24 protein-coding genes are annotated in these 18,506 nt (G+C 44.4%); 15 read left to right on the top strand and 9 right to left on the bottom strand.

Features of this window, described 5'->3' with window-relative positions; all coding sequences use genetic code 11:
* Positions 1-232: 232 nt before the first annotated feature.
* The gene (locus AB4329_RS02630; RefSeq protein ID WP_372137631.1) at positions 233-994 is read right to left on the bottom strand and encodes a transporter substrate-binding domain-containing protein; all 762 of its coding nucleotides are present in this window, start codon (positions 992-994) and stop codon (positions 233-235) included.
* 286 nt (positions 995-1,280) lie between these two features.
* Here AB4329_RS02630 and AB4329_RS02625 point away from each other — a divergent pair, with 286 nt between their 5' ends.
* The 4 genes from AB4329_RS02625 (at position 1,281) to AB4329_RS02610 (ending at position 4,438) form a co-directional block, all read left to right on the top strand.
* Positions 1,281-2,330: an HlyD family secretion protein gene (locus tag AB4329_RS02625; protein ID WP_372137630.1), complete on the top strand. Its 1,050-nt coding sequence runs from the start codon at positions 1,281-1,283 to the stop codon at positions 2,328-2,330.
* A gap of 72 nt (positions 2,331-2,402) precedes the next feature.
* Entirely contained in the window at positions 2,403-3,416 is a 1,014-nt protein-coding gene (locus AB4329_RS02620) for a DUF2955 domain-containing protein (RefSeq protein WP_017070267.1), read from the top strand.
* Complete coding sequence (locus tag AB4329_RS02615) at positions 3,379-3,846, top strand: MarR family winged helix-turn-helix transcriptional regulator (protein WP_017062227.1); 468 nt, start codon at positions 3,379-3,381, stop codon at positions 3,844-3,846. The genes AB4329_RS02620 and AB4329_RS02615 overlap by 38 nt, the downstream gene beginning before the upstream one ends.
* Positions 3,847-3,898: 52 nt before the next feature.
* The gene (locus tag AB4329_RS02610) at positions 3,899-4,438 is read left to right on the top strand and encodes a lipocalin family protein (RefSeq protein WP_372133964.1); all 540 of its coding nucleotides are present in this window, start codon (positions 3,899-3,901) and stop codon (positions 4,436-4,438) included.
* Between the two features lie 64 nt (positions 4,439-4,502).
* Here the strand turns inward: AB4329_RS02610 and AB4329_RS02605 are convergent, their stop codons facing one another.
* Positions 4,503-4,841, bottom strand: a complete 339-nt coding sequence (locus AB4329_RS02605) for a hypothetical protein (protein WP_017084570.1) — start codon at positions 4,839-4,841, stop codon at positions 4,503-4,505.
* Positions 4,842-5,077: 236 nt separating this feature from the next.
* Here AB4329_RS02605 and AB4329_RS02600 point away from each other — a divergent pair, with 236 nt between their 5' ends.
* The 5 genes from AB4329_RS02600 to AB4329_RS02580 all read left to right on the top strand — a co-directional run bounded on the left by AB4329_RS02600 (position 5,078) and on the right by AB4329_RS02580 (position 8,299).
* Positions 5,078-5,911 (top strand): AraC family transcriptional regulator, encoded by an 834-nt coding sequence (locus AB4329_RS02600; RefSeq protein ID WP_017070269.1) that lies wholly within the window; start codon positions 5,078-5,080, stop codon positions 5,909-5,911.
* 104 nt (positions 5,912-6,015) lie between these two features.
* Positions 6,016-6,744, top strand: a complete 729-nt coding sequence (locus tag AB4329_RS02595) for an AzlC family ABC transporter permease (protein WP_372137629.1) — start codon at positions 6,016-6,018, stop codon at positions 6,742-6,744.
* Positions 6,745-6,746: 2 nt separating this feature from the next.
* The gene (locus AB4329_RS02590) at positions 6,747-7,076 is read left to right on the top strand and encodes an AzlD domain-containing protein (protein ID WP_029235401.1); all 330 of its coding nucleotides are present in this window, start codon (positions 6,747-6,749) and stop codon (positions 7,074-7,076) included.
* A gap of 62 nt (positions 7,077-7,138) precedes the next feature.
* On the top strand, positions 7,139-7,444 hold the full coding sequence (locus AB4329_RS02585) for an NIPSNAP family protein (protein ID WP_017070270.1): 306 nt from the start codon (positions 7,139-7,141) through the stop codon (positions 7,442-7,444).
* An 81-nt stretch (positions 7,445-7,525) separates the two neighbouring features.
* A complete protein-coding gene (locus AB4329_RS02580) occupies positions 7,526-8,299 on the top strand; it encodes a viroplasmin family protein (protein WP_372115107.1) in 774 nt (257 codons plus the stop codon).
* 184 nt (positions 8,300-8,483) lie between these two features.
* Here AB4329_RS02580 and AB4329_RS02575 read toward each other — a convergent pair whose 3' ends face one another.
* Positions 8,484-9,632 (bottom strand): glycosyltransferase family 4 protein, encoded by a 1,149-nt coding sequence (locus AB4329_RS02575; RefSeq protein WP_372137628.1) that lies wholly within the window; start codon positions 9,630-9,632, stop codon positions 8,484-8,486.
* A 316-nt stretch (positions 9,633-9,948) separates the two neighbouring features.
* On the opposite strand from AB4329_RS02575, the gene AB4329_RS02570 reads away from it, so the two are divergent.
* From AB4329_RS02570 to AB4329_RS02550, 5 genes are all read left to right on the top strand, one after another.
* Complete coding sequence (locus tag AB4329_RS02570) at positions 9,949-10,875, top strand: glycosyltransferase (protein WP_017062218.1); 927 nt, start codon at positions 9,949-9,951, stop codon at positions 10,873-10,875.
* 16 nt (positions 10,876-10,891) lie between these two features.
* The gene (locus AB4329_RS02565; RefSeq protein ID WP_017067059.1) at positions 10,892-12,328 is read left to right on the top strand and encodes a lipopolysaccharide biosynthesis protein; all 1,437 of its coding nucleotides are present in this window, start codon (positions 10,892-10,894) and stop codon (positions 12,326-12,328) included.
* A 75-nt stretch (positions 12,329-12,403) separates the two neighbouring features.
* A complete protein-coding gene (locus AB4329_RS02560; protein WP_372137627.1) occupies positions 12,404-12,721 on the top strand; it encodes a hypothetical protein in 318 nt (105 codons plus the stop codon).
* 130 nt (positions 12,722-12,851) lie between these two features.
* Complete coding sequence (locus AB4329_RS02555; protein ID WP_102320553.1) at positions 12,852-13,466, top strand: LysE family translocator; 615 nt, start codon at positions 12,852-12,854, stop codon at positions 13,464-13,466.
* 151 nt (positions 13,467-13,617) lie between these two features.
* The gene (locus AB4329_RS02550) at positions 13,618-14,052 is read left to right on the top strand and encodes an N-acetyltransferase (protein ID WP_017062214.1); all 435 of its coding nucleotides are present in this window, start codon (positions 13,618-13,620) and stop codon (positions 14,050-14,052) included.
* 74 nt (positions 14,053-14,126) lie between these two features.
* Here AB4329_RS02550 and AB4329_RS02545 read toward each other — a convergent pair whose 3' ends face one another.
* The 4 genes from AB4329_RS02545 to AB4329_RS02530 form a co-directional block, all read right to left on the bottom strand.
* On the bottom strand, positions 14,127-14,594 hold the full coding sequence (locus tag AB4329_RS02545; RefSeq protein WP_017062213.1) for a DUF3429 domain-containing protein: 468 nt from the start codon (positions 14,592-14,594) through the stop codon (positions 14,127-14,129).
* Positions 14,591-15,136, bottom strand: coding sequence for a glutathione peroxidase (locus AB4329_RS02540; protein ID WP_102393681.1), 546 nt, complete (start codon positions 15,134-15,136; stop codon positions 14,591-14,593). The genes AB4329_RS02545 and AB4329_RS02540 overlap by 4 nt, the downstream gene beginning before the upstream one ends.
* Positions 15,137-15,220: 84 nt before the next feature.
* Complete coding sequence (locus tag AB4329_RS02535) at positions 15,221-16,564, bottom strand: ABC1 kinase family protein (RefSeq protein WP_372137626.1); 1,344 nt, start codon at positions 16,562-16,564, stop codon at positions 15,221-15,223.
* Between the two features lie 222 nt (positions 16,565-16,786).
* Positions 16,787-17,173: a thiol-disulfide oxidoreductase DCC family protein gene (locus AB4329_RS02530; RefSeq protein WP_372137625.1), complete on the bottom strand. Its 387-nt coding sequence runs from the start codon at positions 17,171-17,173 to the stop codon at positions 16,787-16,789.
* A 162-nt stretch (positions 17,174-17,335) separates the two neighbouring features.
* Here AB4329_RS02530 and AB4329_RS02525 point away from each other — a divergent pair, with 162 nt between their 5' ends.
* Positions 17,336-17,893 (top strand): DUF1439 domain-containing protein, encoded by a 558-nt coding sequence (locus AB4329_RS02525; RefSeq protein WP_372137624.1) that lies wholly within the window; start codon positions 17,336-17,338, stop codon positions 17,891-17,893.
* A gap of 216 nt (positions 17,894-18,109) precedes the next feature.
* Here AB4329_RS02525 and AB4329_RS02520 read toward each other — a convergent pair whose 3' ends face one another.
* Together AB4329_RS02520 and AB4329_RS02515 are read right to left on the bottom strand one after the other, a co-directional pair.
* Entirely contained in the window at positions 18,110-18,268 is a 159-nt protein-coding gene (locus tag AB4329_RS02520) for a hypothetical protein (RefSeq protein ID WP_372050963.1), read from the bottom strand.
* Positions 18,269-18,270: 2 nt separating this feature from the next.
* Positions 18,271-18,474, bottom strand: coding sequence for a hypothetical protein (locus AB4329_RS02515; RefSeq protein WP_017069640.1), 204 nt, complete (start codon positions 18,472-18,474; stop codon positions 18,271-18,273).
* Positions 18,475-18,506: the final 32 nt, after the last annotated feature.

Raw genomic sequence — 18,506 nt, 5'->3', positions numbered from 1 at the left:
CTGAAGAGATCAATATTGCCTTTCACCCAAATGTGACACCTTTTGGTGCTAGTATTTGACATCATCTGGTTTTCTTACACAATAAGTTATTGATTTATTTATGGGCTGTTGGACATGTGTTTGTTTGATCCAGACCTTAAAAAAGCCGCTCTTTATGAGCGGCTTTTTGCTATCTGATGCTTTCTAAAGTGAACACAGTTCGCAATTAGTTTAGTCCACACTGCATACCAAACTATTCGTAAATGCTGTATGAAAAATACTTACTTGCGATTTTTTGATGCTGACCATTGTCGATCAAGCGCTGGATACCGTCATCAATAAGATCTTTGAGTTCATTATCTTGTTTTCGTACCGCGACACCAATACCACGCCTGAACCATTTTTCTTCTGTAAATTTAGGACCCGTAAAGTGGTAGTCCTTACCTTGCTCCGTTTCAAGAAAGCCCGTATTGAGTCCCATAGAACCACCAAACACGCTATCTAGGCGCCCGTTGAGTAAATCGGTAAAGGCTTCGTCGAATGATCCATAACGCTTGATATCTACATTTGGGTAGATCTCGGAAAGGTATTTGTCACCAATGGTAGCGCGCTGAACTCCAATTGTTAGTTCATTTAAGCTGCCGTCATCCATATTGATTTCACGCCCTTTTTCCATGACAAAACGAGTGGGAACTTTAGCGTAAGGCATCGTGAAGTTAACTTTCTTTTCACGTTCTTCGGTAATTGTCATAGCCGCTATAATTGCATCGTTTTTACGGCTTAAAAGCGAAGGGATAATCCCGTCCCAGTCAGTTTTTGAGATGATACATTTTACTTCTAATTCGACACACAAGGCGTTGGCTAAATCGACTTCAAACCCCTCTAATTCACCATCTTGCGTTGTCCAGCTGAATGGTGGGTATGCTCCTTCCACCGTAAATCGGATTTGCTTCCAATCTTTTGCGTAAGTAAATACTGAGAAAACACTGACGAATACAACAAATATCCACTTCATTTTTATTTCCTTATAGTTTTAATGGATAAGTTGGTTAATCAAATGTTAAAGAACATCAATGTTAATGCATATCATTGTGAGCAAAGGCATTAGATAACTTCTGGAACTCTTGCTTCCCAAACTAACTACACGACTTTTTCTTATCTAAATTTCTATTTATATCTTTCATAAACAGTAGCTTGCTGTACTTCTCGCAAGATCTTTAAGATACTCACCTTTGATTTATGTTGCATCTGAAACAAAAATCAATACAATGAGCGCATTATTTTGTTGCAGGTGAAACATTATGGTTAATAAAGCGTATCAATGGATGCTCTATCTAACACTTGGCACCAGTGCCTTGTTTGCTCTTTTCTTGGTGGCAAGTGACAACCTTGCGCCGTTCACAACTCAAGCTCAATTGCACATTCCAACCAGCCGTATTGCTGCAGAAGTGTCGGCGCCAGTGGTGGAGTTGGCTGTTAAGAATGGTCAGGATGTAAAAAAAGGGGAACTGCTAGTTCGCTTAGATCCAACTCGTTTTGAATTGGCGTTAACTCAGGCTGAAGCGGCTTTGGTTGAAGCAGAGCAAAGCTATGAAGCAAACAAGCAGCACTTGCATGGCGCGGAAGCGACGTTACGTCAGCGCCAACACGAAGCTCTGAATGCCGAGAGAAAATTGAAGCGTAACCAGCAATTGATTTCGAGAAAACTTGTTAGCCAAGAAACGCTAGACGATAGCCGATCGGACACGATTGTAAGACAGCAAGCCGTCGAAGCTGCGCAAGCCGATATTGAGCAGATAAAAGCTGAGCTTGAGAAAAGCAGCGACAACGGTGCTTTGGCTGTTGCTCGAACTCGCGTTGAACTGGCGCAATTGGATTTGGGCAAAACGACAATCGTCGCGCCTGTTGATGGCGTAATCAGCAATCTCAACCTTAACTCAGGAACCTATGTTGGCGCTGGCAGCCCCGTTTTGTTTTTGGTTGATCGCCAGCATGCTTGGATTAACGCAGACTTCAACGAAAAGGGCAGTGCAAATCTGACTGCGGGAACAACCGTTCGTTTGGTGTTTGATGCAATGCCTGGTGAGGTGTTTGAGGGAAATATTCAAGGTCGTGAACTGGCTATCTATGATGCGAGCAGCGACAACAGCGGCCTCGCGAAAGTCGTGAATGATGATCGCTGGATTCGAGACCAACAAAAAGTGCGTACACAAGTAACGTTGCCGTCACTTGATCACTCATTGTTCTCAGGCTCTAAAGTGAGCGTGATGGTGGTGCCTGAAGCGACGTTTTGGGATGTGATCGGAAGTGCATGGATGGAAGTGCTAGCTCGCATTCGTTACCTAGTTTAACTGTGCTCTTCAATCATCGACTAACTGACTACCCACTGACGAAATAACGATTTACGACCTAAGAGGCAGATTATGAATAACGAAGTTCGAGGCCCGATTAACTGGTCTGAAGTAGCTTGGATCAGCGCTATCGTGTCTTTGGGTATGTTGGCTCAACTTTGGCTACAGCTAGGTGTTGCGGCGTACCTCGCTCTTTATCCGGTAATGGCGGCGACCAAGATTAACGACTACTCAGTGAGAGGTATGCTCAAAGCGTTTCTCCCTATCTTGGGTGTCGCTTGTGTGGCTCTGCTTGTCGATCAGTTATTTGCCTCACACCCGGCAGTGGTTTGGGGGATCAGTTTATGGGTATTTGATTTAGCAAGAAGGTGGGCCGACACGCCTGCCAAACTTGGGAAAATCTACATCCCATTGCTCAATTGGTTTTTGGTGATTGTGTTTGCACAACATGGCCCAATGCCGATGACGGACTGGGTTCGCGATATAGCAGTGAGCATGGTGACGACCATGGTTGTGGTGAGATTTGTGATGCTGTTCTTAAAGCCGCCCAAAGCGATGTCGCCGCTGCCAATGCAAAGTGTTCCTGTGACGTACCAGCAGCGAGTGATATATGTGGTCATGCTTGGAGTTGGTTTAGCATTTTTGATGATGGTCGATTTGATTGCCGCGACGTTCTGTATGATGCCTGTGATTATTGCGGCTGCGCAAAGTGAACGCATGAACTATCAAATGGTGGTGAAAAACTGTTTACAAGCCCACGTTGGTGGTTGTGCATTGGCGTTGGTCTTCGTAACCTTGTTAGCGGGGCAACACTCCTATAATTGGGTGTATATCATTGGACTAACAAGCTTGGTGACCATGATAGCAATTTGGATCAGCGGCAGTCGTGGTGGCGTGCGAGGTATGCATACTGAAGCGATGTTAGGAACTATGCTACCATTGCAACTCTATGTTTCAGCAACCGATCTTGGTTTGCAAGATACCTACTTTCGTGCAGAGTTAATGTCCATCGTGTTGGTATTATTAGTGGTCTGCCAAGGAATTATATATGGAAAATCAACCAGCATTATCCATCACCGGAATTGATGCACTCGACAGCAATCCTATGTTCTTAATGGGCTTTGCTTACAAACAGTTTCGAGCTCAAGTCACCGCTGAGATGGGCACCACTTCGGGCATTTCTCTAGAGATGTTTGGTGCGCTTCGAGTGTTAGATAAGCATGGCAAAATCACTCAGCAAGAGTTAACCAATTACTTGCTTCGAAATCGCTCTGTGACCAAGCGTTTGGTTGATAACGCGATTAAGCTGAACCTTATTGAGGCCAGCAAGAGTGAAACGAACAAAAAGGTAAAACTTCTTTCTTTAACGGAAGAGGGCAAGAAGCTTGCCGAATATTGTGAGCCTATGGTCGATAGTATCAGCGAGCAGTTTCAGAGTGCGTTGAGTGAAGACGAATCCAAGCAGTTACAGACCTTGTTGGCTAAGCTTGTAAAAACAGACCAATTCGTCGACTGATTATGCGATCGAAGGTGTGGGTCTAATAACAATCGAATAAAGAGTAAGTGACATGACATACAAAATATTAGCGATGCTAATGATTAAGCTGTTGTTTACGTTTCGTGGCAGTAAACCTACGTCTAAAATCCCCGCCTCTGACTTTGATGCCGAACGCTTCGCTGGTACATGGTATTCCGCTTGTTTTATCCCGCATCCATTGCAATCAAAGCTCGGTTCTTTGTCGTTTAGCTTTTTATTTGAATCTGACGGTAATCTTAAGCTGACAACTCGAGGCTACAACGCGAAAAAGAATGAGTGGAAGACCAAAGAACAAGCCGCAACATTTAAGGGCTCTCAAACCGAAGCGTGGTTTTCAGTCGAAGCGAATAGCCCTTATGAGAAGCAGAGAAAGGTAATTTTCTTGAATGAAGATTACACTCAGGCTTTGTTGGTGGGTCCTACCAAAAATACCTTACAGATCTTGTATCGCACTGCAGAGTTCACCAAAAAAGACTTAGACTCGCTGATTGAACGGGCGCAGAGCATGGGTTTTAAAACCAGTAAGCTAGTTCGTGTGTCACAACATATCAATGATGTGCCTGAACAATAAAGTAAGTTCGGCTAGTCCTGACTAGGTAGCTCGGCTAATAAGCAAACAACATTGCTAACCCGTTCTAATTCGCTGGCAACACCACTGCCGACGCTTCTTCCTCTGAATCTTCTTTGTCTTCTACTTGGTCAGCAACCCAATCAATTGTCTTTGTTAGATAAAGCTTGTTGGTTTCGGTGTCACACCAACTCTTGGATAATCCTCTTCGATTGAATTCACTGCCAATAGCGGCCAGTGTCTGGTTACTTGAGCGCCCGTAATACAAGGTGTCGCACAGTTGCAGGTTCGACATCGATTGTGGGTATGTATTAACCGACGAGGAGTTCATGCTCAGTGCTTTGGATTGATTGTGCGTACAGCCTGTAAGGCTCAGGAAAAAGAAAAGGATTAGCGTATTTTTCATGGTGTATCAGGTCTATTGCCGATGATTTGAAGACAGTATTGGCATGTATAATTAAATTATTGTCAATTATTCGCCAACTATTTATAGACCAAGACTTTCCTCCCAGTTAGAGAGCGTTATTAAGCCAACGACAAAAACAGTATTAACAAACAAAAGCGCAATTTTGTACAAAAGCTGAAAGAGACTATAGAGTAGACTGATAAGTCGCTCGATAATCAACAGGCTTGGGAATTGTTATGGAGAACAAGAAACGCTCTAAAGAAAAGGCCGAATATAAGATAACCGAAGAGCTCGGTGGCCTTGAAATTCTTAATGCTGAATACGAAAAGCAGAACTTCTCGCGCCACAGCCACGAAGGTTACACGCTGGGAGTCATCGAGCAGGGCGCTCAGCGTTTCTATCGAACGGGCGGGCATCATATAGCACCACAAGATGCGATTATTCTGGTCAATGCCGACGAAGTTCATAGCGGTCACTCCGCTACTGAAGGCGGTTGGGCGTATCGAGCAATGTATCCACTCCCAGAACAACTTGCCAAGATCACTCAAGAGCTTAACCTACCGAACTACGGCGCGCCTTATTTCCCAAGAGCGGTTGTTGAAGACCCTGAACTCGCTAATCAATTGAGATTAGTCTTTAACACGATCGATGAATCCGACAATCGCCTGTTAAGAGAGACCTTGATGTATGGGATGTTGGTTAAGCTGATTAGCCGACATGGAAAATCGCCGCTTAACCCTCAACTCGATGGCAAAACTCAGCGTCAGCTCGTTCTGGTTAAAGAGTTCTTAGATGATTTTCCACAAGCCGATGTTTCCCTAGACGAACTATCTAAGTTAGCGGCATTGAGCCCGTTTCACTTAGTGCGTTCTTTTCAAAAAGAGTTTGGTCTTCCGCCACATGCGTATCAAATCCAATCACGGTTAAGGCTTTCGCGTAAGTTATTGAAACAAGGACATACCATTTCAGATACCGCGCAAGAGTGTGGCTTTCACGACCAAAGCCATTTTCATCGACACTTCAAAAAGGCCAATGGCTACACGCCGGGGCAATACATCAAAATGCTCTAAATCGGACACCTTAATTCGTTCGCGAAATCGAGCAAGTTTGTACAATCGAACCGACTCCACTCTTCTTACATTGAATAGCAAATGTGAAGAGAGAAAAGAATGATATGGACAGTGAAACAATGGATAGACGAACACAGTTATGGAAAGGCGTTTTAGCGGGAATGCCTTTGAGTATTGCGGTAATTCCTTGGGGAGTTCTTGCGGGCTCATATGCGATAGATGCTGGATTGAATCAGCTTCAAGCGCAAGCGATGTCGGCTATTCTATTTGCTGGCTCAGCACAACTTGTCGCTGCGGGTATGTTTAAAGCGGGTATTGGTCTAGGCACCATGTTGTTGACTACCTTATTCATCACGTCTAGACACTTTCTGTATAGTGTATCGATGCGTGACAAAATCAGTCATCTTCCTGCGCGTTGGCGCCTATTACTCGGATTTTGGCTCACCGACGAGCTGTTTGCGATTTGTAGTGGGCAGTCTCAGCAAGAGTTTAATCGTTGGTATGCCGCGGGTGTAGGTGGAGGTTTTTACCTTGTTTGGAATATCGCGAGCTTTGTTGGCATTGTCGCGGGAAGCCAAATCCCGTCACTCAATGAAATCGGTCTCGACTTCGCGGTAGCCGCAACGTTTATCGCGTTGGTTTTTCCATTAATCCGAACTCTACCCGTCGTGGTGTGTGTGGTTGTTTCATTGGTCACCTCGGTCGCGATGTCGGTCAACAATGTTGAAGGCGGGCTGATGATTGCAGCGATTGCTGGCATGTTAGCTGGCTTTTTCAGCGAGTCATTTCAAGAACGAAACAATAGCAATAAGCCAATCGCGGAGGGTAAATAGAGATGATTTGGTTAACGATATTCCTCATGACTGCGATTGTTTTCTTTAGTCGGTATCTGTTTCTTGAGCCTGCAATCCCGCTTCGACTCAATCAAACCGCAAGGCGCCTATTGCGCTATTCAAGCCCAGCGGTGCTGACTGCGATTTGGGGGCCAATTGTATTTGCTCCTGAACAAACATTTTGGCCAAGCCTTGAAAACCCATACTTGATAGGCGCGGTGGTGACTGGCTTATTGATTTGGAAAACAGGCAATGTGCTACTAACGATCGGCGTTAGCATGGCGGTGTTTTTGTTCTATAACCTTGTCGCGGTTGATTACCTTTTCTCGTGAGCTTCAACTTCAATGTCAACTTAGGCTTTGTGTTTCTCCTATTATTTAAGGGCTGTATAAATATGATTACTTGTTATGTTCGATATGTGATTGATCCTAAAAAGGTAAATGAGTTTGAGGCATACGCAAAAATGTGGATTCCACTGGTCGCTAAATTCGGGGGCCAACACAATGGTTATTTCTTACCGTCGGAAGGGGCGAACAATATTGCCTTGGCGCTGTTTACCTTTGAAAGTTTGGCTGCCTATGAAGAGTATCGGATTAAATCGTTGAACGATGCTGAGTGTATTAAAGCGTTTGAATTTGCAGACGAAGTTGATTGCATCGTGAGTTATGAACGCAGCTTTTTTAGACCTGTTTTAGAGTGATAGACCTTGCAACGTATAGCGTGGTGGCATCTAATGTACTGATTCACTGTTTGTGTGTTTAGGTTTTGGTAAGGAGTTAGTTTGGCTAAGAAATATTATGTGGTTTGGAAAGGTCGTACACCGGGTATTTTTACCACTTGGAATGACTGTAAGTCTCAAGTCGATGGCTTTGCTGGTGCGAGATATAAATCGTTCCCAACACTAGGCGAGGCTGAGTCTGCTTTCGGTGGTAAAACGTCGTCTGCGTCAGGTTCTACAGCGACAAAGCCAAACTCTGCGGGTAAGGCGACGAAAGCTAAGGTGCCGCCTCTTTCGGAGCAGCAAATCACTGATATGCCTTTTGATATCAAGATCTTTACTGACGGTGCTTGTGAGCCAAACCCCGGTGAAGCGGGGACGGGTTTAGCGGTATACCGAAACAACCAATTAACAGAATTGTGGTATGGCTTGTATCAACCTGTTGGTACCAACAATACCGCCGAATTACATGGGCTTAAGCAAGCGTTTATTCTCGCAAAAGAGAAGCTAAACGCGGGCCTCTCTGTTGCGATCTATTGTGATTCTAAGTACTCAATTGATTGTATTACTAAGTGGGCAACGGGTTGGGAGAAAAAGGGCTGGACCAAGTCTGGCGGTGAGATCAAAAACCTCGATATTATTAAGCCTGCGTATGCGCTCTACCAAGAACTGGCTTCAAAAATTACCATCTACCATGTGAACGGTCACGTTGGTATTGAAGGTAACGAACTGGCCGATAGAATGTCGATTGTGGCTATTTCATCGAAAGAGCAACAACTCGCTCAATATCGTGACATCGAAGATATTGAGTCTATTTTGGCACTGCGAGCAGGCTAGTTAGGCTTCTTAATGAAAAGCTACTGAAAGCATAAGTCGCGATCATTGGGCAGTGCTAAGTTGAGCGTTACATTTCAAATTGATGTAGCGCTCTTTTGTTTTGTGGTGCTCCGCTTTCTTATGGTGCTTAGTCGTTCTTGTGAGACGTAGCAGCCCTTGCGATGCTTACTGCCTGAGTTAATCCTTATTGAGCTGGGTTCTCTATCCAACGAGATAATTGCTGAGCTTGTTTGATCGAATTAAAACTGTCTTTCACTCTCTCACGTGCCTTTAAACCCATCGATGCTTTATCGTTGCTGCTTAGCTGCGCGAAACGCTCAATCGCTTCTCTTAATTCTTCCACGTTTTTTTCGCTAACCACAAAGCCTGTCTCTGGTGAGACGATCTCTTTGCATCCCATGATGTTGGTGGTAATGACTGGTGTTCCCACAGCCATCGCTTCTTTTAAAACCAGAGGCCCTGTATCCACACATCCGGTTTCGGAAAAACAGAAGGGCGCGATTAGGCTGTCATAGTTCGATAGTTTTTCTTTTACCCATTCGTGAGGTTTCGCTCCAAGAAAGGTCACGTTTCGAGCAAGTCCTTTTTCTTTGACCTGCAATTTTAACTGTTGCTCTAAATCGCCAGTACCGATGATATCGAGATGAATGTCGAGAGGTTCGGCAATCGGCGCCAATGCATCAATAAGATGGTGGATGCCTTTTTGCTCCACTAATCGGCCAAGGAAAACAAAGCGAAGTTGTTTCGTTTCGGTTTTTGGGTTGAGTTGGAATTGTTTAGTATTCACTCCGCAGTGCAGGAGCTTAATGTTTCCTTTCGCCATGGTATTGAAGTCAGCGAGCATGTCTTTACACACTGCAACCACAAAATCACTCGATGAGATTTTATGTTCAATGTCATAAGCGAACTCGTAAACATCATGACCATGAGCAACGAACGAACAGGTGATATTCAGCAGCTTTGCCGCGACGATGGCGTGAGCAGTGGTGTGCTGACAGAAATGCGCGTGAACGTGTTCGACGTCGTTTTCCGCGAGTTGCAGCGCTAATTTAAACCCATAAGCGAACAGTGACTTTTTGGGCATGCTGGTTTGCTTAGAAATAAATGAGACAGCCTTGATGAAACCTATCCAGTTAATGCTGGCGACTTTACCCTTCCGAACATTTTTACCTATTTCGACAATGTCGTAGTCGAACTGTTTTTCACTGTTTTCAATTTTGAACGTCATTACACACACATCGTGCCCACACGCTTTCACAGATTCGACTTCTGTTTGAATGAAGGTCTCACTGAGTACTGGGTAGGTTGGCGCCACAAATGCTACTTTCTTCATTCCTTACTCCTCAAATCCATATGACTAAAGCTATCAAGCCAAGGTAATAACCAATAAAGCAAGATACGAACCAAGATCGAATCGTAGCTTTGGAGGGCTTTCTGATTGCTTTTCGAAGGTTACCCCTTAAGAGGTGGCTCGTTTTCTCAAATTGATAATCAAATTGGAGTTGCAGTTTTTTTGAACATCTGTGTTTGGTCGTCATTTTGAGAATGGACGCGTAGGTGACTGATATAGAGGTGATTTTGTAGTAAGACACTCTCGGCATAGAACATGCAACGTCAGCCATATAACGTATAAATCTGAGGGCGTCATTATGGCTAAAGTAAGTGTTGTTATTCCTACCTACAATTGTTTGGATTACCTGCCGAAAGCGATTGGTAGTGTACTAAAGCAGACTCATCAAGATGTTGAGCTGATTGTCATTGACGATAACAGTAACGATGGAACGTCGACGTATCTTGCTTCTATAGACGATGAACGCATTATTACGTTGTCCACATTGGGTGTTGGTGCGCCTCAAGCGAGAAACCTAGGGATTGAAAAGGCGACCGGTGAATACATCGCTTTTTTAGACGCAGACGATTTCTGGTTTCCTGAAAAAATTGAGCGCCAACTCGAATTTCATCAACGTTACCCTGATCTCGCGATGAGCTTTACTAACTACGAGCATCTTACTGAAGATTACCAAGTAATAGTCGACTGCTTTAGTTACTGGTCGCAGTTTCAAGATCAAGATGAGCTGTTCATCAATATCGAGAACCCGTTGGAGTTCATCATAGAAAATAACGTGATTGGAACATCAACGGTCATGGTGAAAGCGGATGTGTTTTCTCAAACAGACAGTTTCAATGCTGACATCAAGTATGGGGAAGATTGGGAACTGTGGCTTCGAATGAGTGAAAACCATCAGATCGGTGTGTTGAACTCGGTGCAGGTTGGCTACTTGATGAGAGCGAGCTCTGTTACCCAAACTGAAAGTCTTAAATTGAGAAATTTGCAGTCTATAGAGACTATTCTTCAACATTACCAAAATGACAGTCAACGATGGAATCTACCCACTTCTAGCTTCAAAATCGCAAAGGCGAGAATACTGGAAGGTTATGCTGACTATTATCGAGGTTTACAACAGAATAGACAGGCTATTGCCTACAGTTTCCGTTCTTTGGTCATGTCACCTCAAAAACGCACATTGCGACACCTAATTGGAGACTGTAAAAGTTTCCTAAAGCCAGCTTGGTAAGGAAAAGGTGACGACTATGGGTTCTTTAAAGCAGTCGGCTTACTACGCCATCGGTATATTAATGATGAAAGGGATTTCATTGGTGATGATCCCGTACATTACGCACAATATGACGTTGGCAGAGTATGGTTCCTTAGAAGCCATTGTCTTGCTGGCAGACATTGGGACGATATTGTTCAGCTTCGGTATTGTCGATGCCATGTATCGTTATGTGGGTGTCGCCGAAGGTGATGAAAAGCAAAAGCTCGTCTCGAACTGCTTCACATTGAGCGTGCTGGTGTGCGTGCTTGGGGGCGCCTTGATTGCCCTCAGTATGCCGTTGTTAATCTTAATGTTGCCAGTTGAATTCCAGCCTTACCAGATACTGCTTCTGCTTATTCCTACCATGCTCGATGGGGCGATTTCTATCCCGCTAACGCTGATGCGTATGAACGCGATGGCGAAACGTTTTTGCATGCTCAATGTGTTGAAAGCCGGTGTTCAAGCCATCATGACTTTTGTTTTGCTTGAGGCTGGATACGGTATAGATGGCGTGTTGATTTCAGCTGCGGTATCCAGTGTGTTGCTAATGGTTTGTTTAGTGCGTTATCAATGGCAAGAGATGGGATCTTTTGGTTGCTTCAAATACTCGGCGAAGATCTTAAAATTCGGACTGCCCGTTCTGGTTGGCGGTGCATCAATGTATATGATCATGGGGCTCGACCGCTGGGTAATGGCAAGCTTCGTCGGTGTCGAAGAACTCGCGATTTATGCGGTTAGCGGAAAGTTCGCGTTGATTCTTGGTCTGTTGTTGCAGCCTTACGCGCTTTGGTGGTTTCCAAACCGTGTGGCGATGCTTCAACAGCCGGGTGGCAGTAAGATGTGTGCCGATAGGGCGTTAGTCGGAGTGAACCTCGCCATTGTTTTAGGTTCGTTGATGATTCTAACGGTACCCGGATTTATTTCTCTCATTTTACCGAGCAGTTATCATTACGCGGGGGCCATTGTTGTTGCGCTGCTTGCGATTAGCGTTATCAAAAATGCAGGTGATTATCTTAACCTTGGTTGTTTCAGTGGCGATTCGAGTCAATCTCAAATGTGGATTCAAGGTGGATGTGCGGTCTTGGCGGCCATTGGTTATTTCACAGTGACGCCTATTTATGGCGTGTGGGGTGTTGTCGCGGTTCTTTGTGCAACTTATGTTGTGCGGCTCATGCTTCTGTATGTTGTAAGCCAAGCGATGGAACAATTACCTTATGAACACAGCAAGTGGGTAACCGCAGTTAGCATCGCATTAGTAGCGATAGCAAGTGATCAACTTCTGGGATTGGTGTTGGTTGATGTCCATGACTTTATTCTTGGATCGGCTGTTGGTGTAATCGCGCTGGTGGCCTTTGTTAAATACTCAGTGATCGTTGTCCCGCAAGCTCTGCTCGACAAGTTGATGCTGGGTAAGCAGTCTCACGCAAATTAAAATAAAACACTGTTCATAATGTGTGAGATTCGATAGTATTTATAAATTCAATGAATGCCATCAATGGAAAGATACATGAACAAGTGGATTGTGCTCTCAGCTCTATTCTCAACCTTATCGTACGCTTCGTCTGAATTGTCTAACCACGACGTACTCACTCAGCACTTTGACGTTCCTGAAGCTATCTCCTTAGAAAATCAAAACAAGGTATGTAATAGCCTTGTTTGTAGTTCGGTGTCTGCGCCAAAACCTGTTCCTGCTGTTGGCGACTTCCCAGAGCGAGAATCAAACCCAACGATAGATACAATTGCGAGCGCTATCTATTTCGTCGGTGAGATTGGTGTCGCCGAAAATCTAGCGACACCCGAGTACGAACAGTTTTTTGAGAACTGATTGAAAATTTACTGTATAGATTTGGTGCTTATTTTTTATGCAGTTACAAAAGATATGAAATGCTGTTATAAACGATAAGACCTTGTTTAAGGATTTTATAATCACGGCATTTGGCAATTAGGAAGCACCAATGGAAATCTGGAAGTTACTGCTGTTTATCCCCGCTTGTTTTGCGCTCAACATGACTCCGGGCCCAAACAATTTGTTATCAATGAACAACGCCCGTTGTTACGGATTTCAGGCCGCCTTTGTCGCAGGCCTAGGAAGAATCCTCGCTTTTTCTGGCATGATTGCTTTGGCTGCATCTGGCTTAGCGGTTGTGCTTTATACTTCTGAAACGCTGTTTTTCCTGATCAAACTATTTGGCGCGATGTATCTGTTGTGGATCGCGTTCAACCTATGGCGCTCACACGCCAGTCCGGTCGTGGATATCGAACGAAATAAGAATTGGTTTGGTCTGTTTAAACAAGAATTTGCACTCGCTGCTGGCAATCCAAAAGCGATACTCATTTTCACTGCATTCCTTCCTCAATTTGTCGATGTTTCAGCGAACGTAAATACTCAATTCTTTGTTTTAGGTAGCACCTTTCTAGTGTTAGAAATGCTCGCGATATCGATCTACGCGGCATTTGGCTTATACCTCAGAAACTGGTTCTCTAAGCCACAAATGGCAAAACGTTTTAACAAAGCGTGCTCGGTTTTTCTTGCGTTATCTGGCGCAAATTTGTTGGTTATTCGACAGTAAAACATAAGTAACCTAATCTACTCCTCAGGCGTTAGTTAAGTGGCATCTTCGTTAAGGTACTTCGTAAGCCTTTAGGCTGTTGATATATTATTAATAGCACCTTTGAGTTTGCATGCTTAAACTTGAGGTTCGGTTTAAATGAGGTCTATCTATGAATGTTGTTTGTGCGGAAAAACAAGAACTGGCTGATATCTACCAGCTTGAACATGCTTTGTTTGGCGCTCACGCCTATCCGCTGTTTTTCTTTCGTCAGGCCTTTGATTGCTGGGGAAAAGGTTTATTGGTTGCTAAGCAAGACTCAAAGATTGCTGGCTATGCCTTAACGACAACCACAGACAAGCAGAATGAGTTTTGGGTCCTATCATTGGCTGTAGACCAGAATTATCGTGGCATGGGAGTTGGCCGGAAACTGATGCAACAGGCGGTTGAGCAGTTGCCTCGAGATGCTAGGCTTTTGCTCACTGTAGACCCAAATAACACATCGGCTCGTGCGCTTTATGCATCGATGGGGTTCGTTACCATCAAGCAAGAAGACAACTACTTTGGTGATGATGAGCCGAGGTTAGTGATGAAGCTCATCATCTAGATTGTTGCTAACGGTTTTTAACAAAGGCGCTTAACTAAATCAAAGGCTCACACTTCAAAGACAATCTCGTAGCTCTAGGTTAGCATCACGATACCGTGCATTAACACGACACTAGAGGTCAGCCGAGTCCTCATATCAAAGTAGCCATCAGGACCTTGGCTCTGGTTCTCTTCTCTCATCGTCCTTTCAGCTCGCCAAACCGCAATATAACCAAAGATGAGAATCAGAGTTGTCACTAGCTCTTTTTGTTCGCCAAGCAATACTGCCAGCCAAGCGATGAGCACAATCGCGTTGCTTATTAGCAGTGCTTTGTTACTTGATTGGCTTTCAAAGTTTTCGATGCCATTTGCCCACAAGATCCCTGAAAGAAAACTCAAAATTGCCACGCTGTAGGTGATGAACAGCGTTTCACCGCTTATCCCCATAAATTGGCTGTCGGTGAGCGAAAGGAGAAGACCGAATAAAAACGGAATTAACCCCATGTACCCCAGTTTGGCCATGGTGTTACGGGTTTGAGTTGTTGCCATGTAATCCGCCTTCATAACTGCTGCTCAATCGCGTTTTTGAGCGTGGCACTCACTGGAGATGTGGAGCTAGGGAAGGTGGCGACGACTTTACCTTCTTTACTGATCAAGAATTTGTAAAAGTTCCATTTAGGCGTTACGCCCGCTTGCTGTTGTATCTCTGTAAACACGGGGTTGGCGTTGCTACCAGACAGTGAAGCTCGCGCCATCATTGGGAAGGTCACGCCATAGTCTAGGTAACAAACCTTTGCCGCCTTCTCTTCGCTTCCCTTGTCTTGGCGAAAATCATTACTTGGGAAACCGATAACCGTGAAGCCTTGGTCTTTGTAGGTTTGATGAAGTTGCTCGAGTTGCTCAAACTGCGGAGTGAAGCCACATTGGCTCGCTGTATTTACCACCAATAGAGTTTTGCCTTGAAACTCATCGCACAAGGCGATTTCTTCGGTTGAGTTTAACAAGCGCTGTTTGCCATTAAGTATTTCGGGACAGCTCGCTGCAAAGGCGATGGAACTCGTGAGGCTTGTAATCAGTGCGGTTGAGCAAAGTAGTGAACATTTCATAGGGTTGGCTCATTTTAGTTGGCGTAATGGTTATTACTCTTGAGCACGATGAAATGATCACTTTGCGTATTATTTACTGTCTCATTAACTCGCGCTTTTAGTTGTGCTTTTGCTCTCTGAGATAAGATATGGAGCCACCAAGCTCCTGATATTCACCTTGGCTCCAAGGCGAGATGCCAGCAGGTACATGCCTCCAATCTTTCGGTGGAGGAATAGAGCGTCTGCTGGTGGTGTGTGCCAATACTCTTGCTCCATGCTGAGTATGGTTCCCGCTTCACGAAGCCTTTGGGCTAAACCACTGGCTTTGAAGTCGTAATCTTCATCGACAAGCATGGGTTCACAGGCCATTTTCACTAAGTTGAGAATCGCTTGGCGCTGGTCTGGGAGGATGGTCTCGCTAAAAAATCCAATCTGCTCTAACGCCTTGTTGAGTCCTTGTTCATCGTGAGTAATCACAGAGGTAAAAGCCAAACGATAGCCATCACTGAAGCGGTCGCTGTATTCTCGGGTTGCCCCAAAGTCTAAAAGCCCAATCTGTCGCGTGTTTTCAACGTAAAGATAGTTGGCGAAGTTGGGATCGGTTTGCACCATCTTGAAGTCGAATAACTCTCTGAACAGAAGCTCGAGCAAGCTGTGCATCACAAAATCTCGAGTACTTTGATCATAACCTTCAATTTGCTCTATCGAGATGCCCTCAATGAAGTCCATGGCGAGCACCGATTCTGATGAGATTTGCGCATGAATCTTAGGCACGACGAAGTGAGAGTGCTCTTTTAATGCATTTTGATAACGAGTCGCATAGTCAGCCTCGCGAGCATAGTCGGCTTCATCATGTAGTTGTTTTTTTGCCTCTTCTAATAAGCCTTTGTAATCGACAGACTTGGGAATCAAACCAACGATGTTCAGCAATGTACCTACGTTGTCTACATCACTGTCGATGCTTTTTCGAATGCCTGGGTATTGGACTTTTATGGCAAGTTTGTCTCCCGCATCGCTATAGGCTTGGTGAACCTGGCCTATAGATGCGCTGGCAATAGGTTTAAAGTTGAAGGAAAGGAATTCGGCTTTCCAGTTGATGCCGAGTGAGCTTTCTAACACTTGGTTGAGCTGCTTTGTTGGCAGAGGATCTGCGTCTGAGCGCAGGCGAGAAAGAATATCGGCTAATTCAGGTTCTAAGACATCGCCTGCATCCATTGATAGCATCTGCCCCAGTTTCATTGCTGCACCGCGCAGGTGTGCGAGTTGATCGGTGAGCCGAGCAATGTTTTGTGGCGTTAGCAGTAAGTCTTTTGCTTTGGGCCTGTTGCCTTGTGCTATTTGCTTGGTGCCTTCCGTCAGCACATTACCCGCGACCCTTGTTGCCAGCGAGGCGAACTTACTGAATCTTGAAATACGATGGGTAGGTAGATTTCTCTCTTTTGCCGACATAAAGGTTCTCACTTAGTTATCAAGACTCACTACAAAGTTCTATAAATCATTACCCAACCGAATGTTTTGTTGTGGTAACTTGTCTCGCGAAACAGTAAACAGAATTTAAAGGACAAAACATGAAGTTTATTTGGTTAAAAGTCGCGGTTACCGTTTTAGTTTTTGCTGCGCTGTTTGGTGTGGTGTATTACAAAGTCGCAAGTGGTATGTCTTAACCAAGTACTATTTTGAGCAGCTGTTACCATCGCAGCGTGACTTTCCAGTTAGCCAGAAAGAGACTTTGTATCGGTTCTTGGCAAACCGAAGATAACACCAGTCGGCCACTGGCTTGAATATCGCCCAATGTAAAGGGGCGTATAGCCAACCTTTTCCTACTAAGCGCCACGCTTGGTAGGTCACGTCTAAACCTAGCAGCAGTTTTCCATTCTCATCCAGTGCATGCAAAATGGTGTTGGCTGCGTCGGCATCAATCTGAGGGTAGTCTGAAAAGGCTTCACTGTAGATATCGATGGTTTGAATCTTATTCTCGACATCATGCTTTGCAAGTGCCGCCATCTCCTTTGCGCACAACGGGCAAGTCCCATCGTAGAATATCGTTAATGAAGTCATTGCTTCCCTTACTATTTTTACCAATTCCCAACTATACGCAATCACCGATTAGGTGGATCATTTTACTCAGTTATCCGACACTGTAATTGTGACGACTATTTTACAGTACCATCTCGAGGTAAAATCCGTTCCATGCAATTACATATTAAGAGTCGATCCCCAATGACAACGAAATCAATGAGCCGCTTCATTATAGCCTTCATAGCCCTAATGCTAAGTGGTTGTGTTAGCTACAGCGTGACCGAGCAAGAAATGACGAACTACCTTCAAGATTCGGTGATGTTAGAGCAAGAAGTGGGTGTACAAAACGTTATGTATGCGCAAGTCGCTGTCGATGACTTAGCGGTGCAAATTGGCCGAGCTGATGCCGAGCGCGTGTCTGTTCTGGCGAATACCAATGCACAAGTTCAGGTGTTTAACGTGCCGAATATGAGGTTGGATCTTGATATCGAGTTCAGTGCGATTCCTGAATATGACAAAGAGAGCGGCGAGATTTATTTGAAATCACTGCGTTTAGAGCGCTTTGAAGAAAAAGACAAACAGCTTTCTCCTGAAATAGAGACACTACTCAAACCAGCTGTATCGATGATAGGTTTTGCTTTGTCCCAGTCTCCGGTTTACAAACTCGACAGCAACAAGGTTCAAGAGTCGTTGATTAAGTCATCGGAACCCAATCTAGTGATTAAAGACAATAAATTGGTTATCGAATTGTTTGATTAGAGGCTTGTTGTATTAAAGGTTGACTAGTTTTTGCCTGAGTACGGAGTAACTTGTTATTGTGTACTCGGGCTGAGGTTAATTCACTCTTCTGATTGTTGTTCGATAAAAGCCATTAACCAGCAACTTATTTGGTGCTAGGGCATTCAGTCGAGATGTCTCCAAACTTTTGTTTATGAACATTGATTGTCAGATCACTCGGTTTACTCCAATCGATGATTAACTTAAAAACATGTCGTAATCAGAATTTGGCCATTCTGGGATTGGGTCAACGTTATCAAAGCGATGCTTAATCAAAGTAACAAGCACTTCAATGCTGATGTGTTCCCACGCCAGTAAAAGATCTGCATTACGGTATTTATCTAAGAATAACTTCAAAGTCATTCCAACCATATTGTGTGTTGATGGGCATGCCATATTGGATCGCAGTTGGAGCAATGGTTACCAAGGCCGTCATCTGGCTTTTCGGCATGTCGAACAAGAATAATTCGTTGTACTTGATCGTTACTTGTTTTTTCTGCTTCCGCAGTCGCAGTATTACAAGCCATACCTAAGAGTATCGCCAAGAATATTTTTACTTTCATTTTTTACTCGAAATTTATTTAGCACTCCTGCA

It is taken from the genome of Vibrio sp. 10N.261.54.A5 (assembly GCF_041471145.1).
Lineage (GTDB): Bacteria > Pseudomonadota > Gammaproteobacteria > Enterobacterales > Vibrionaceae > Vibrio > Vibrio crassostreae_C.
Note: the sequence above shows the minus strand (reverse complement) of the source record. Positions and strands in the feature narration are given on the sequence as shown.